General features: G+C 68.2%; 13 protein-coding genes. 4 read left to right on the top strand and 9 right to left on the bottom strand.

The features are described 5' to 3' along the window. Positions 1–11: 11 nt before the first annotated feature. From hisG to AC6IW9_RS14005, 3 genes are all read right to left on the bottom strand, one after another. A complete protein-coding gene (hisG, locus tag AC6IW9_RS13995) occupies positions 12–995 on the bottom strand; it encodes an ATP phosphoribosyltransferase (RefSeq protein ID WP_497764450.1) in 984 nt (327 codons plus the stop codon). Continuing rightward, positions 992–2,131 carry an ATP phosphoribosyltransferase regulatory subunit gene (locus AC6IW9_RS14000; RefSeq protein ID WP_497764452.1) on the bottom strand — a complete coding sequence of 380 codons (1,140 nt, stop codon included), beginning with the start codon at positions 2,129–2,131 and terminating at the stop codon, positions 992–994. The genes hisG and AC6IW9_RS14000 overlap by 4 nt, the downstream gene beginning before the upstream one ends. 103 nt (positions 2,132–2,234) lie before the next feature. Then, complete coding sequence (locus tag AC6IW9_RS14005; protein ID WP_497764453.1) at positions 2,235–2,810, bottom strand: hypothetical protein; 576 nt, start codon at positions 2,808–2,810, stop codon at positions 2,235–2,237. 424 nt (positions 2,811–3,234) lie between these two features. On the opposite strand from AC6IW9_RS14005, the gene AC6IW9_RS14010 reads away from it, so the two are divergent. After that, positions 3,235–4,164, top strand: coding sequence for an acyltransferase family protein (locus AC6IW9_RS14010; RefSeq protein ID WP_497772528.1), 930 nt, complete (start codon positions 3,235–3,237; stop codon positions 4,162–4,164). On the opposite strand, the gene AC6IW9_RS14015 is transcribed toward AC6IW9_RS14010, so the two are convergent. Continuing rightward, the gene (locus AC6IW9_RS14015; protein WP_497764455.1) at positions 4,165–4,599 is read right to left on the bottom strand and encodes an HIT family protein; all 435 of its coding nucleotides are present in this window, start codon (positions 4,597–4,599) and stop codon (positions 4,165–4,167) included. A 170-nt stretch (positions 4,600–4,769) separates the two neighbouring features. Between AC6IW9_RS14015 and holA the strand changes: the two genes are divergently transcribed. Next, entirely contained in the window at positions 4,770–5,801 is a 1,032-nt protein-coding gene (gene holA / locus AC6IW9_RS14020; protein ID WP_497764456.1) for a DNA polymerase III subunit delta, read from the top strand. 13 nt (positions 5,802–5,814) lie between these two features. After that, positions 5,815–6,381, top strand: a complete 567-nt coding sequence (locus AC6IW9_RS14025) for a hypothetical protein (RefSeq protein WP_497772529.1) — start codon at positions 5,815–5,817, stop codon at positions 6,379–6,381. A gap of 19 nt (positions 6,382–6,400) precedes the next feature. Here the strand turns inward: AC6IW9_RS14025 and AC6IW9_RS14030 are convergent, their stop codons facing one another. From AC6IW9_RS14030 to AC6IW9_RS14040, 3 genes are all read right to left on the bottom strand, one after another. Beyond that, positions 6,401–6,535 carry a hypothetical protein gene (locus AC6IW9_RS14030; RefSeq protein ID WP_497764458.1) on the bottom strand — a complete coding sequence of 45 codons (135 nt, stop codon included), beginning with the start codon at positions 6,533–6,535 and terminating at the stop codon, positions 6,401–6,403. Between the two features lie 209 nt (positions 6,536–6,744). After that, the gene (locus tag AC6IW9_RS14035; RefSeq protein WP_497764459.1) at positions 6,745–7,749 is read right to left on the bottom strand and encodes a tyrosine recombinase XerC; all 1,005 of its coding nucleotides are present in this window, start codon (positions 7,747–7,749) and stop codon (positions 6,745–6,747) included. Between the two features lie 224 nt (positions 7,750–7,973). Next, entirely contained in the window at positions 7,974–8,771 is a 798-nt protein-coding gene (locus AC6IW9_RS14040) for a creatininase family protein (RefSeq protein ID WP_497764461.1), read from the bottom strand. Between the two features lie 289 nt (positions 8,772–9,060). Here AC6IW9_RS14040 and gltB point away from each other — a divergent pair, with 289 nt between their 5' ends. After that, entirely contained in the window at positions 9,061–13,722 is a 4,662-nt protein-coding gene (gene gltB / locus AC6IW9_RS14045) for a glutamate synthase large subunit (RefSeq protein ID WP_497764463.1), read from the top strand. A gap of 66 nt (positions 13,723–13,788) precedes the next feature. On the opposite strand, the gene AC6IW9_RS14050 is transcribed toward gltB, so the two are convergent. Both AC6IW9_RS14050 and AC6IW9_RS14055 read right to left on the bottom strand, forming a co-directional pair. Beyond that, complete coding sequence (locus AC6IW9_RS14050) at positions 13,789–14,697, bottom strand: metallophosphoesterase (protein ID WP_497764464.1); 909 nt, start codon at positions 14,695–14,697, stop codon at positions 13,789–13,791. 63 nt (positions 14,698–14,760) lie between these two features. Further along, positions 14,761–15,144: a hypothetical protein gene (locus AC6IW9_RS14055; protein ID WP_497764465.1), complete on the bottom strand. Its 384-nt coding sequence runs from the start codon at positions 15,142–15,144 to the stop codon at positions 14,761–14,763. Positions 15,145–15,308 lie beyond the last annotated feature (164 nt).

Genomic DNA, 15,308 nt, shown 5'->3' on the forward strand with positions numbered 1-15,308 from the left:
CGCTCTTTCCCTCAGGCTCGGTCGATCCGCGCCGCGAGGCGATTCCACAGGGCGTTCTCGGCCGAGAACACATAATCGAGCTTGGCGCTCGTCACCGTTTGCGCGCCCTTGGCGATGAGCCAGTCGGCGAATTGCGGCGCGGCGTCGGCCGGCGCGCCGAAGCTGGCGAAGCCGCTGTCGCTGCGCTCGCGCAGGCTCGCGCCGAAGCTCTGCGCGGCTTCGTTCAGCAGCGCCTCGTCGAGCGCGGGCAGGCGCGCGCGCAATTCGCGCGTCGTGCGCGCCAGCTCCTCCGCCGCGATGCGCGAGAGGATCACGCGCGCCGCCTCCTTCGCGCGCGGCGTCCAGGGCGCCGTCAGCGAGGCCACGAGATTGGCCTGCGAGCGCAGGATCACGCCGTCGTCCAGCGTCTTCAGCGCATTGGCGGCGAGTGTCGCGCCGGTGGTGGTGATGTCGACGATGAGATCGGCCGAGCCCGCCGCCGGCGCCCCCTCGGTGGCGCCGGAACTCTCGACGATGCGATAATCGCCGATCGCATGGGCGGCGAAGAAACGCCGCGTGGTGTGCACATATTTGGTCGCGACGCGGAGACTCCGGCCGTGGCGGACGCGAAAGCCCGCGGCGACATCGGCGAGATCGGCCATGACGCGCACGTCGATCCAGGCCTGCGGCACGGCGACCACCACATCGGCGCGGCCGAAGCCCAGGGGAGTGAGCAGCTCCACGCGGCTCTCGGCGTCGGCGATCGTCTCGCGCACGAGATCCTCGCCGGTGACGCCGAGATGCGCGTCGCCGTTGGCGAGCCGCGCGGTGATCTCGGAGGCCGAGAGAAAGGCTGCTTCGGCGCCGTCGACGCCCGAGAGGCTGCCGCGATAGTCGCGCGCGCCGCGACCCTGAGCGACCTCGATTCCGGCGCGGGCGAAGAAGGCGTTGGCGTTCTCCTGCAGCCGGCCCTTGGATGGGACGGCGACGATGAGCTTGTCGGTCGCGGCGGTCATCGCGGCTGTCCTCGCGCAGCGAGCCGGTCGACCCAGATGGCGGCGCCGACGGCGGGAATATCGGTCTTCGCGCCGAGCGTCTTCAGCAGCCGGTCGTAGCGTCCGCCGCCGATCAGCGGCGGCTCGGCGGCCTCGCCGGAACGCGCCTCGAAGACGAAACCCGAGTAGTAATCGAGACGGCGGGCGAAGCTCGTCGAGAAGCGCACGCGCTCGATGTCGATGCCGCGCGCGGCGAGGAAGCTCGAGCGCGTGTCGAGCGAGTCGAGCGCGTCGGAAAGGTCGATCGAGGCGTCGGCGGAAAGGCGCCGCAGCGCCGCCGAGGCTTCGTCGATCTGTCCCTCGATGGAGAAGAAGGCGTCGACCAGCGCGTGGGTCTCGGCGCTGACGCCGGCCCCGTCGGCGAGCGCGGCCTGGTCCAGGAAGCGCTCGGCGATCTCGGCGGCGCTGCGTCCGCCGACCGCGGAAATGCCGGCGATGGAGAGCAGATCCTCGACGAGCGCGCGCGCCTCCCTGGCGTCCATCTTGGTGAGCGCCGCCAGCACGCCGGCCTGCTCCTTGCCATTGGCGGGCGGCGCGAAGATTTCGGCCGGCGGCTCACCTCGCGCATGTCCGATCTCGATGCGGCGGCGCCAAGCGGACGGCAAGTCGAGCCGGTCGAGGAAGGCGGAGACGAGGCCGGCGTCGCCGGCGCCGATCGCGAGGTCCGAGGCGCCGGCGCGGGCGGCCGCCTCGAGCGCCGCGGCGAGGATCTCGGCGTCGGCCGCTTCGCGGTCGTCGCGGCCGAAGCTCTCGAGCCCCGCCTGCCGCAATTCGCCGGCGCCGCGCTCGCCTTCCGAGGGGAAGCGGAACACCGGTCCGCCATAGGCGTAGGAGGCGGCTTCGCCCGCCTCGCCCGAGGCGAGATAGGCGAGGCAGACGGGGATCGTATATTCGGGCCTGAGGCAGAGATCGGCGCCGCCCGCGTCGCTGGTGAGATAGAGCCGGCCGCGGAAGTCCTCGCCCGAATGATCGAGGAACACGCCCGCCGGCTGCAATATGGACGGCTCGCAACGCTCAAAGCCCGCGCGCGCGAAGGAGGCGAGGATCGCGCCCAGGGCTTCGCCGCTCTCGAGATCAGGTTTCGCCGGCTCGTTCACCGCCTTGGTCCCTCCACGTTCGGCCCTCCTTTAGCAAGCGCGGATGGCGGGCGCATCCGCTTTCGGGCGTGAGCGTGAACGAAAAAATTCGGGGGGAGCCGGTTTAGAATCGGCACTCTTTCGGCCGCGTCCCGCCGGCGTCCGGCCAGTCGGCGAGCAGGATCGTCTGCGCCCTGAACTCGACCTTCTTGCCGTTGCGCATTCCTTTTCCTGTGAGAAAATTGAGGTCGCAGGAGCCGCCGCCGTTCGGGTCGAGCGTGTCGCGCGCGGCGAAGCTCAGCCCGGCAACGACGAGCGCGCCATTGCGGCGGACGATGGTCACCGTCTCGCTCCAGCGGTCGCGGCCGATCGCGTCATTCTCGGATTTGATGAGCAGCGAACCTTTGTCGCTCACGGCGAGCGAGGGCAGCGTTCCGGCCCCGCCGCCGACCCAGGCCGCATTCTTCTTCACGAGGCCCGGCTCGGCCGCTCCCTCGGGAGCGTTCGGATCGACGCCGAAATAGAGATAGAGATCCGCGCCTGCGTCGCGATTGTCGACGAGAAGGGCGAGATCATAGCCGCCGCCCTCCGAGAGATGGAGCGTCGTCGCGGAGAGCACGCGCTCCAATCCGGGCGTTTGTGCGAGCGCGGGAAAGGTTGCGAGAAGGAAAAGCGCGGTCGCGGTGAAACGAAGGGGCATTTGCAGGTCGGCTCCGGCGATGAGCGAGACGGCTTCAGGATGCGGGCGGCGAGGGTTCCGTCACTACGGCGCGTGACAGTCGTCAAGGCATCGTTAATGACATTCGGCCCCTGTCGTTGCTCGACGGTAAAGCCTAACCTAGCCTTTCGGCGACAGCAGAGCGAAGGCGATAAGGATATCGTGCCGAGTTTCGAGACGCCGAAATGACTTATGTCCTCGACCGCGCCATGGAGCCCGTCGTCGCCGTCGCGGAGCCGCGGGCGGCCACGAGGAGCGCGACGCGAATCCGGCTCGGCGAGCTGGACGGCGTGCGCGGCTGGGGCGCCTTTTCGGTCCTGCTCTATCACTCCACCTGGGAGATCTTCGGCCAGGCGCAGCCCGTCTTCCGCAGTCTCTTCGCGGGCTGCTCTATGGGCCGCTCGACATCTGCGTCTTCTTCGTCGTGTCCGGCGCGGCGCTCGCCGCGCCATTCTATGCGGGCGGCGGCGCGGCCTATGTCGTCTCGGCGGCGCTGCGGCGCTATCTGCGCCTCACCATCCCGATCGTCGTCGGCGCGCTCATCGTCTATGTCGCGTCGCTGCTCGGGCTCGTGGCGAGCCACGAGGCGTCCGAGCTCGCCCCGAGCTTTCTCGCCGAGGACATTCTCGATCCCACTCTGGCGCAGACGCTCAAATGGGCCTGCTGCAATGTCTACACCAAGCCGGACGTGCTGGGCCCGATCCTGCCCTTCATGTGGACCATGCAATGGGAGATGATCGGCTCGCTGACGCTGTTCCTGACGCTCGCCTGCTATCCGGCGATGAAGAAGCCGGAATTCACCATGCTCGTCGGCGCCTGCTTCCTGGCGATTCCCTTCCCCTATCTCGCCGCTTTTCTGTTCGGCGCGCTGATCGGCCGGGCGCGGGTGCTCGGCCTCGGGGAGAAGGCGACGGCGGCGCTCGCCGCGCTCGATCGCAGCGGGCTGAAGATCGCGGCCGGCCTCGCGCTCTACGCCGTCGCCGCCGGCACGCTGGGCAAGCGGACCTCGCATATGGAAGTGGTGATTGCGCTCGCCGCCGTCGTGCTGATCACGAGCTCGCGGCCGGTCCGCGCCTTTCTCTCGGATCATCCGGTCTCGCAATTCCTCGCGCGAATTTCCTTTCCGCTCTATCTCGTCCATTACATCGTTCTGATCACCTTCACCTCCTGGCTGATCGTGTTCTGCGGCAAGACGCCGGAGATTTGGCAGGCGTGCCTGATCGCCGCGGCGACGGTGGTCGTCTCGATCTTCGCCGCCGTCGCCTTCGCGCCCGTGGAGATGCTGGCGCATCGCGTCAGCCGGCGCTTCTCGACCTTCGTGCTGGAAGGGAAGTGATCAGCCGGGGAAGGGGCCGAGCGCGGCCTTGATCTTCTCCGCATGCGCCTTCAGCCTCTCGCCGTCGGCCATGGTTCCCGGCGGGCGCAGCGCGACGCCTTCGAAGCGAGGCAGGATGTGGAAGTGCAGGTGGAAGACCACCTGTCCGCCGGCGCTCTCGTTGAACTGCTGCAGCGTCAGCCCGTCGGCGGCGAAGGCGGTCTTGGCCGCCCTGGCGACATGCTGGACGCGTGTGATCAACGCCGACAGCGCCTCGGGCGCAATATCCAGCAGTCCACGCGCGGGAACCTTGGGAATGACGAGCACATGGCCGTCGGCGCGGGGCATGATGTCCATGAAGGCCAGCGCCACATCGTCCTCATAGACCTTGTGCGAAGGGATCTCTCCACGGAGAATCTTGGCGAACACATTGTCGGAGTCGTAAGCTGCGGCCATGGACGGTCCCTCGCTCTCGGGCCTCTCGCGAAAAGGCGACGGCGCGCCTTCTACGCCAGCCGGCGCGTGATCGCAATTTGCGGAGCGGACTCCGGCCCGATCGGCTGTTCCAAAGGCGCGCCGCGCGGTCTAGACAGTCTCGCGTCCCGCCTGCTGCGCCGAGGTCCGCCATGGTCGCCGTCAAGAGCCGCGACGCCCAGCGCTTCGTCGAAGCGCCGCCCGCGGCGATCTTTCTGTTCCTGCTCCACGGCGCCGACGCCGGCCTCGTGCGCGAGCGCGCGCTCGCGCTCGTCGGGAAGCGCGTCGACGACCGCCGCGATCCGTTCCAATGCGTCGAGATGAGCGGGGACGCCGTCGCCGCCGATCCGCTGTCGCTGCTCGACGAGGCCAATACGGTCCCGCTGTTCGGCGGACGCCGGGCGATCCTCGTCGAGGCGGGGGCGAAGTCTTTTCTCGCGCCGCTCGAGCAATTGCTCGCCGCGCCGCCCGAGGATTGCGCGGTCGTGGTGACCGCGGGCGCGCTGAAGCGCGACGCGCCGCTGCGTAAGCTGATCGAGCCGGCCAAGCTCGCCGCCGCGATCGAATGCGAGCCGGACGCCGGGCAGGAGCTCGAGACCCTGATCGACGAGAGCCTGCGCGCGGCGGGCCTCTCCGTCGCGCCGGACGCGCGCATGCTGCTGCGCGCGGCGCTCGGCGAGGATCGCCGCATGAGCCGCGCCGAGCTCGCCAAGCTCGCGCTCTACAAGCATGGCGCGACTTCGGTCGAGGCGCGCGACGTCGAGGACATTGTCGCCCACGCCTCGACCATCGCCTCCGACCGGCTGGTGATCGACGCATTCTCCGGCGAGTCGGCCGCGGCCGGAGAGGAACTCGACCGCGCGCTCGCCGGCGGCGCCGATCCCGGGCAATTGCTCGGCGGCGCGCTGCGTTACGCGATGGCGCTGCATCGGGCCCGGCTCGCCGCCGACCGCGAGGACGGCCGCCCGGACGCCGGAATGACCCTATTGATGCGCAGCGGCTTCGGCGTGTTTCCCCGATCGGCGCTGGAGCGCCATTTGAAGAGCTGGACCGCGGCGAAGATCGCGGCCGTCATCACCCCCTTGCGCGAGGCGCAGAGGCGCGCGAGGGTCGACGCCTCGGTCGCCGGCATGGAGGCCGGGCGCGCGCTGCTGGCGATCGCGGCGAGGGCGGGGCGGAAATAGAAGGGTGAGCACCATGGATCGATTGAAGCAACGCCTCTCCCGCGCCTTCTGGTTCACGCTCGCCGTGCTCTTTCTCGTCGAGAGCTGGCTGTGGGACAATGTGAAGCTCGCGCTGGTCTGGCTCGCCCATGCCTCGGGCCTGAAAGATCTGGAGCCGCGGGTTCGGTCCTTCATCGCCGGGCTGTCGCCGATCGCGACGCTCGCCGTCTTCGCCGTTCCGGCGGTCGCTATCTTTCCCTTGAAGCTGATGGCCGTCGCCGCCATCGCGCACGGCCATGTGCTAACGGGCCTCGGCGTCATTTTCGCCGCCAAGACCCTGGCTCTGGGCGTGACGTCCTTCCTCTTCGACGCCAGTCGCGAGAAGCTTCTGCAGCTCGCCTGGTTCGCGCGGGTCTATGCCCTCGTGCTGCGGGTGAACGCCTGGGCGCACGGCCTCGTCGATCCGGTCCGCCGGCGCCTGCGCGAGGCGCGGGCCTATGTCTCCGCGCGCCTCGCCGCCGCGCTCGGCGAGGGACGCTCGCAATTCCTCCGCCGGGTCGCGCTGCTGCGCGCGATGGTGCGGCGGCGCGGCGCGTCGTGAGAGACGCGCCGCGCGCCGATCAGCGGCAGAGCGCGTAGCCCTGGCAGGCGTCCGCCGAGACCGCCTGACCAGAGGTGACGATGATCCAGACGCCATAGGCGAAAGCCATTGCGAGCAGCAGTCCGAGCAACGACAATCTCGGCGTTTCCTGCATTTTCCCCTCCTGCGGTCGGCCGCCGCCTTCCCCCGCGCGCAGTCCGACCCTGCGCCGCAGAGACGGCCGGCGCCATGCGCCCCCGCACGCCGCCGAAGCCTCGGCACGCTGCTTAAGGAAGGGCGCGGAGCGGGAAAGGCGAGCCTCTGCCGCCGCTCGAAATTTTCGTCGTGGAAGCCTTGACACGAACAGGAAAATTCGTCGCGAATTCAAGTCGAAGTGGATGGATCGCGGCCGCGTTCCGAAGCGCGTGGATGCGCCGAGCGATAGGCGTCGAGCAGGCGCTGCCGGTCGACCGCGGCGTAGATTTGCGTCGTCGAGAGCGACGCGTGGCCGAGCAGTTCCTGAATGCTGCGCAGATCGCCGCCGCGGCCGAGCAGATGGGTGGCGAAGGAATGGCGCAGCGCGTGAGGCGTCGCGCTATCGGGCAGGCCGAGCGCGCCGCGCATGCGCTCCATGGCGAGCTGCAGAATGCGCGGCGATAGCCGTCCCCCGCGCGCGCCGACGAACAGAGGCCCGCCGGAGAGGTCATAGGGACAGAGTCGGAGATAGTCCTCGATCGCCCGCCGCACCGGCTCGATGACCGGCGCGACGCGCGTCTTGCCGCCCTTGCCGCGGATGGAGACGCGGTCGATCTTGCCGATCGGCGCCTCGTCTCGATCGATCGAGAGCGCCTCGGAGATGCGCAGGCCGGCGCCGTAGAGGAGGGCGAGGGCGGCGGCGTCGCGGGCGATGATCCATGGTTCGCGCGCTTCGCCCGCGCGCGTCGCCGGATCGACCAGCTCGCGGGCGTCGGCGACGGCGAGCGCCTTGGGCAGCCCATGCGGCCGCTTCGGCGCGCGAATGGCGGCAAAGACATCGGTCTTGGCGAGCCCCTGCTTCTCGAGGAAGCGCAGCAGCGAGCGCACCGCGGCGAGCGCGCGCAGCAGCGAGCGGTTCTCGACGCCTTGCGCCCGCCGGCGCGCCATGAAGGCGCGCAGATCGGCGGGCGCGAGGGCGCTCAAGGCCGCAGCGCCGGCCGGCGCGCCCCGATGCTCGGCGAGAAAGGCGAGAAAGAAACGCGCGTCCCGCGCATAGGCGTCGAGCGTATGGCGCGAGGCGCGCTTCTCGCCGGAGAGATGGTCGAGCCAAGCCTGCGCCGCCTGCGCGATCTCGGGCGCCGCGGGGAAGGCGGCGGGCTCGCGTCTGGTTCTCGCGGGAGAGGAGTGGGGCATCGGGAACGGATCGCGCCGGATCGTGAACGAAGAATTAAGGGCGCATCTCCTTCTCCCGCTTTGCGGGAGGTGGCCCGGCGAAGCGGGGTCGGATGGGCTCGCCCCGCGACAGCGATCTCGAAGCTCTATTCAACACTGCGAACCGCAGCGGTCCTCATCCGTCGCGCTTTCGCGCGACGCCTTCTCTCGCAGGCGGGAGAAGGGGCGCACGTCCAGATTCCGAATCACATCCCCCGCAACCTCTCCAGATCGAACGCCTCTACGTCGCGCAGCAGCTCGACGAAAGCGGTCGCCCAATAATCGGCGGCTGCTTCGCCCTTGGCGGCGCTGGCCGCAGCGGCGTCGCCGAGCGCACCGTCGGGCGACAAGTCCTGCGTCATCCAGCCGAAGCCGATCGGCTTGTCGGCGCGCAGCCACGTAAAATCGCGCTCGAACGCCTCGCTCGCCGAGCGGAAGCGGGCGGCGCGCGTCATATCGACGAAATCGGGCGCGAGCGAGAGCATCAGCGAGGTCTCGATCTCCCCGCCATGCACGCCGAGGCGGATTTCGTCCTCGGGGAAGAGCCCGTCCGGATAGCCGAAGCGATGCCAGGAGCAGGAGACGGCGAGCATGGCGCGCCGCACGCGCAGCTCGAGCGTCGTCTGCGAGAGCAGAGGCGTGTTGCCGCCGTGCGAATTGAGGATGACGAGCTTGCGGCAGCCGGCGCGGGCGACGCTTTCGCCGAGCTCGGTCGCGAGCCGCAGCGCCGTTTCGTGCGACAGCGTGAGCGTGCCGGGAAAATCGCCGTGCTCGATGGAGACGCCAATCGCCTGCAGGGGGAGAAACAGGACGTCGAGGTCCTCGGGCAGGCGGTCGACGACGCGCTCGATCATGCCGCGCATGATGGCGGCGTCGACGCCGACCGGCAGATGCGGTCCGTGCTGCTCGACCGCGGCGACGGGCAGGACGGCGATCACGCGCGCCATGTCGAGATCGCGGAAGTCCAGGGCCGTGAGGTCGGTCCAATAGCGGGACGGAAGCATCGTCGTAGGCCAATCGTTTCGACGCCGGGGGCCGGGGTCTCGCGATTTGCGCGAACCCCGATCGTGGGGAAGGGGCTTCGCTCCCTTTGCCGCCTATCGTACGTCGCTTGTGCCGGCTGCGCAAATCTGGCAAGAATGATGGCCGTTGATATGTCAGCCTTGCTGACCATTCTGCTCCGCCGACGCCCGCCCGAGCGGGATGGTGCGGTCGGACGAATTCGACGCGAGGGACGGGGAACGACGCGGCGGAGCGGCCGAGCGGCCCCGATATTGTCCGGGAGACGCCGCCATGACAGCGATCGACGCCAGCGATCCCGCCTTGCCGAAGGCGCAAGGTCTCTACGATCCCGCCCAGGAGCACGACTCCTGCGGAGTCGGCTTCGTCGCCGATCTGCACAATCGCAAGAGCCACGACATTGTCGAGATGGGCCTGCAGATTCTGCTCAATCTCGACCATCGCGGCGCCGTCGGCGCCGATCCCAAGCTCGGCGATGGCTGCGGCATTCTCGTGCAGATCCCGCATGAGTTCTTCAAGGAGAAGTGCGCCGAGCTCGGCTTCGCGCTGCCCGAGCCCGGCCATTACGCGATCGGCCAGTTCTTCCTCTCGCGCGACGACGCCGAGCGCGCCAAGGCGAAGGAGTTCATCGAGGCGGCGGCCTCGGCGCAAGACCTCCTCGTGCTCGGCTGGCGCGATACGCCGGTCGATTCGAGCGATCTCGGCGAGGCGGTGAAGGCGGTCGAGCCCGTGCATGGGCAGGTGTTCATCGGCCGCGGTCCGTCGGTGACCGACGACGCCGATTTCGAGCGCCGCCTCTATCTCGCGCGCAAGACGGCCTCGAACGAGATTTACGCGCGGGGCGCCGTCGCCCGCGAGCATTATTCGGTTTCGCTGTCGTCGAGCACCATCGTCTACAAGGGCATGGTGCTGGTCTCTCAGCTCGGAAAATATTTTCTCGATCTCGAGGACCCGCGCTTCGTCAGCGCCATCGCGCTGGTGCATCAGCGCTTCGCGACCAATACGTTTCCGTCGTGGCGCCTCGCGCATCCCTACCGCTTCGTCGCGCATAACGGCGAGATCAACACGCTGCGCGGCAACATCAACTGGATGGCGGCGCGGCAGGCTTCGGTTGCCTCGCCCTTGTTCGGCAACGACATCGCCAAGCTGTGGCCCATTTCTTACGAGGGGCAGTCGGACACCGCCTGTTTCGACAATGCGCTCGAATTCCTCGTTCAGGGCGGCTATTCGCTCGCCCATGCGGTGATGATGCTCATTCCAGAAGCATGGTCCGGCAATCCGCTGATGAGCGAGGACCGCAAGGCGTTCTACGAATATCACGCCGCGCTGATGGAGCCTTGGGACGGGCCGGCGGCGATGGCTTTCACCGATGGCCGCCAGATCGGCGCGACGCTCGACCGCAACGGCCTGCGCCCGGCGCGCTATCTCGTCACCGACGACGGGCTCGTCGTGATGGCGTCGGAAATGGGCGTGCTGCCGATCCCGCAGGACAAGATCGTCCAGAAATGGCGCCTGCAGCCGGGCAAGATGCTGCTCGTCGATCTCGAGCAGGGACGCATCGTCTCCGACGACGAGGTCAAAGCGGAGCTCGCCGCTTCGCATCCCTATAAGCAATGGCTCGAGCGCACGCAGATCGTGCTCGAGGATCTGAAGCCCGTCGAGCCGCGCGCGTCGCGCGCCGACGTGTCGCTGCTCGATCGTCAGCAGGCCTTCGGCTATTCGCAGGAGGAGCTCGATCTTCTGCTCTTCCCGATGGCCGTCACCGGCCAGGAGGCGGTCGGCTCCATGGGCACGGACACGCCGATCTCGGCGCTGTCCGACAAGCCGAAGCTGCTCTACACCTACTTCAAGCAGAACTTCGCGCAGGTCACCAATCCGCCGATCGATCCGATCCGCGAGGAATTGGTGATGAGCCTCGTCTCCTTCATCGGCCCGCGCCCGAACATTCTCGACCACGAGGGCTCCTCGAAGAAGAAGCGGCTGGAGGTGCGTCAGCCGATCCTCACCAACGAGGATTTGGAGAAGATCCGCTGCATCGGCCATGTCGAGGACAGCTTCGACACCAAGACGCTCGACGTCACTTATGACGCGAAGGCCGGCGCCGCCGGAATGCGCGACGCGCTGATCCGGCTCGGCGCGCGCGCCGAAAAGGCGGTGAACGGCGGCTACAACATCATCATCCTGTCTGACCGCATGGTTGGGCCCGACCGCATTCCGATTCCGGCGCTGCTGGCCACCGCCGCCGTGCATCATCATCTGATCCGCCGCGGCCTGCGCACCTCGGTCGGCCTCGTCGTCGAGACCGGCGAAGCGCGCGAAGTGCATCATTTCGCGCTGCTCGCGGGCTATGGCGCCGAGGCGATCAATCCCTATCTCGCTTTCGAGACGCTCGAGGCGTCGACGGACGAGTTCCCCTCGGACGTCGACGAGCGCACGGCCGTCAAGCGCTTCATCAAGGCGGTCGACAAGGGCCTGTTGAAGGTCATGTCGAAGATGGGCATCTCGACCTATCAGTCCTATTGCGGCGCGCAGATATTCGATGCGGTCGGACTCGCGCAGAGCTTCATCGACGAATTCTTCGCCGGCACGACGACTCGCATCGAGGGCGTCGGCCTCGACGAGATCGCCGCCGAGACCGTGCGCCGGCACAAGGACGCCTTCGGCGACGCGCCGATCTATCGCGACGCGCTCGATGTCGGCGGCGACTACGCCTTCCGCATCCGCGGCGAGGCGCACAGCTGGACGCCACAGACGGTCTCGCTGCTGCAGCACGCCGTGCGCGCCAATGCGCAGGACAAATATCGCGCCTTCGCGAAGCATCTGAACGAGCAGGACGAGAAGCTGCTCAACATCCGCGGCCTGTTCCGCATCAAGACGGCGGCGGAGGACGGCCGCGCGCCTGCGCCGCTCGAGGAGGTCGAGCCGGCGAGCGAGATCGTCAAGCGCTTCTCGACCGGCGCCATGTCCTTCGGCTCGATCTCGCGCGAGGCGCATACGACGCTCGCCATCGCGATGAACCGCATCGGCGGCAAGTCCAACACGGGCGAGGGCGGCGAGGAGCCGGAGCGCTTCAAGCCGCTGCCCAACGGCGACAGCGCGCGCAGCGCGATCAAGCAGGTGGCCTCGGGCCGCTTCGGCGTGACGACGGAATATCTCGTCAACTCCGACATGATTCAGATCAAGATGGCGCAGGGCGCGAAGCCCGGCGAAGGCGGTCAGCTGCCCGGCGACAAGGTCGATGCGGTAATCGCCAAGGTGCGCCATTCGACGCCCGGCGTCGGCCTCATCTCGCCGCCGCCGCATCACGACATCTATTCGATCGAGGATTTGGCGCAGCTGATCTTCGATCTGAAGAACGTCAATCCGCGGGCGGCGGTGTCGGTGAAGCTCGTCTCCGAGGTCGGCGTCGGCACGGTCGCCGCCGGCGTCTCCAAGGGCCGCGCCGATCATGTGACCATCGCCGGCTATGACGGCGGCACGGGCGCTTCCCCGCTGACCTCCATCAAGCACGCCGGCAGTCCCTGGGAGATCGGCCTCGCCGAGACGCATCAGACGCTCGTGCTGAACGGTCTGCGCTCGCGCATCGCCGTGCAGGTCGACGGCGGGTTGCGCACGGGCCGCGACGTCATCGTCGGCGCGCTGCTCGGCGCCGACGAGTTCGGCTTCGCCACGGCGCCGCTGATCGCAGCCGGCTGCGTGATGATGCGCAAATGCCATCTCAACACCTGCCCCGTCGGCGTCGCGACGCAGGATCCGGTGCTGCGCAAGCGCTTCGTCGGCCAGCCGGAGCATGTCATCAACTTCTTCTTCTTCGTCGCCGAGGAAGTGCGCGAGCTGATGGCGGAGATGGGCTATCGCCGCTTCGACGAGCTGACCGGCCAGATGCAGATGCTCGACAAGGAGAAGGCGCTCGCCCATTGGAAGGCGAAGGGGCTCGACTTCACGAAGCTGTTCCACAAGCCGGCGGGAGAGGGCGGCGCGATCCGCCACAGCGCCTGCCAGGATCATGGGCTCGACAAGGTTCTCGACAACAAGCTCATCGACGAGGCGCGCGCGTCGATCGACCGCGGCGCCAAGGTCTCGATCGAGACGGCGATCCGCAATGTCGACCGCTCGACCGGCGCCATGCTGTCGGGAGAGGTCGCGCGCGTCTATGGGCACGCGGGCCTGCCGGAAGACACGATCGACATTCGCGCGACCGGCACCGCAGGACAGAGCTTCGGCGCCTTCCTCGCGCGCGGCGTGACGTTGCGGCTCGAAGGCGAGGCGAACGACTATGTCGGCAAGGGCCTCTCGGGCGGCAAGGTGGTCGTCTATCCGTCACGCGACGCCAGGCAGATCACGCCGGAGAAATCGATCATCGTCGGCAATACGGTGCTCTATGGCGCGATTGCGGGCGAGGCCTATTTCCGCGGCGTCGGCGGTGAGCGCTTCGCCGTGCGCAATTCCGGCGCGATCGCCGTCGTCGAGGGCGTCGGCGATCATGGCTGCGAATATATGACCGGCGGCGTCGTCGTGGTGCTGGGGCCGACGGGGCGCAATTTCGCCGCCGGCATGTCGGGCGGCATCGCCTATGTGCTGGACGAGGACGGCGGCTTCGCCGAGCGCTGCAATCTCTCCATGGTCGATCTCGAGCCGGTGCGCGACGAGGAGATCGCGATGACGCAGTCCTATCACCAGAGCGGCGACCTCGAGCAGCATGGGCGCGTCGATGTGATGGGCGACATGACGCGCTTCGACGCCGAGCGCCTGAAGCAGCTGATCTCGAATCATCTGCGCTACACCGGCTCGACGCGCGCGCGCGCGATCCTCGACGATTGGGATGCCTATAAGCCGAAGTTCCGCAAGGTCATGCCGGTCGAATATCGCCGCGCGCTCACGGAGATGCGCGCGCGCAGCCAGTCCGGCGAAAAGCTGAAAGCGGCGGGAGAGTGACGAGGGCCTCGTCCCACGGCTCTGGGTTGCTTCGTCGCTGCGCTCTTCGCAATGACGGCGCGAAACTCAAGCAGCTGCGGCTTCGATCCTGATGTGCAGAATCTCCGGCGGGGCGCCGAAGCGTACCGGCAGCGCCGTGCAGCCGAGTCCGCCGGAGACGATGAGATGCTTCTCGTCCTCGACGATATGTCCATAGACATAGCGATTGCCGAAATGCGAAGGCACGATCGGCGCCCAGCCCATGATGCGCACCTGGCCCCCATGCGTGTGGCCGCTGAGCGTCAGCGCCACGCGTTGCGGAACCTCGGGGAAAATATCGGGCTCGTGCGCGAGCAATATCACCGGATCGTCGGTCGTGACCGCGGCGAGAGTCGCCGGCAGATCATGGAGACCTCGCCATGCGCGGCGGCCGACGCGGATCGCGTGCTGATCGGCGAGGCCCGCGATCCAGAAGGCGCGGTCGCCGCTTCCGAGCCGCACGGCTTCGTTTTCATAGACCGGAACGCCATTGGCCTCGAGCGCCCGCCGCGCGATCGTCGTTCCGCGTCCGTCGCGCTGGACCGTCAGATCGTCCCAAAGGTCGTGATTGCCGAGGACGGCGTGCACGCCGAGCGGCGCCGAGAGGCGCGAAAGCGCGCGCGCCCAGTCGGCCGAAGCAATGGGCGTCGCGAGGCGACGGCGGATTCCGGCGACATAATCGCCGAGCAGGACGATCACGTCCGGCCGCAGCGCGTTCATGTGCTCGACGATCCCTTCGATGCGCCCGAGCGACATCCAGGGATCACAGGCGTGCAGGTCGGAGAGCGCGGCGATGTCGAGCGGAAAGCCCTTCGGCCAGTTCTTCGGCGCGACGCGATAGCGCGCGATGCGCGGCGCCTGCATCGGCGCGACGCCGAAGCCGTAAGCCGCGCTCGCGAAGGCCGAGACCGCGCCGCCGACGGCGGTCGCCAGAAATGCGCGGCGGGTCATCGACATTCGGCAGTCCTCGCATTGGAGAGCGCATCTCTTGTTCGACGATTGCGCCCTTTTCGCGTCGCCTCACCAGCCGCCGAAGTTCCGGCAGTACGGCGCGGCGCGAAGCCAGGGACGCGCGGGCGGCGCGTAGGCGTCGGCGGCGTTGTAGGCGGCCGGGCGATATTCGTCGTCATAGGGGCGGGGGGCGTCCCAGGTCCCGCCTTCGAATCGCGCGGGCGCGAAGGAGGCGACGCGGATCGGACGCGGGCGCTCCTCTGCGATCCAATAGCGGACATGACGCCGCGGCGCCGGATAGGCGGCCGGAGCGGAATAGCGCGGGCGGTGATAGGCCGCAGGCGATTCGGGCCCGATGCCGGGAATGACCAGCGGATCGCGGGGAGCGGCGAGCGCGCCCTCGGCCAGCAGACTCGAAACAACAGCAATGGTGAACTTCATACTCGAACGCATGATCGACGCCCTTTCGTCTCGGAACGGGGGCGCGGTGGGGCGGCCGTGTCAAATCGGCGCAGCCGCTTCGTCGCGCGTCGAGACGCAGCAAGGCGTGTTCCGGTCGGAAAGCCGAGATCATGAACGAGCGCCCCTCTCCCGCGAAAGACAGGCTGTCCGGGGAA

The sequence above is a fragment of the Methylosinus sp. shoA genome (genome assembly GCF_059718125.1).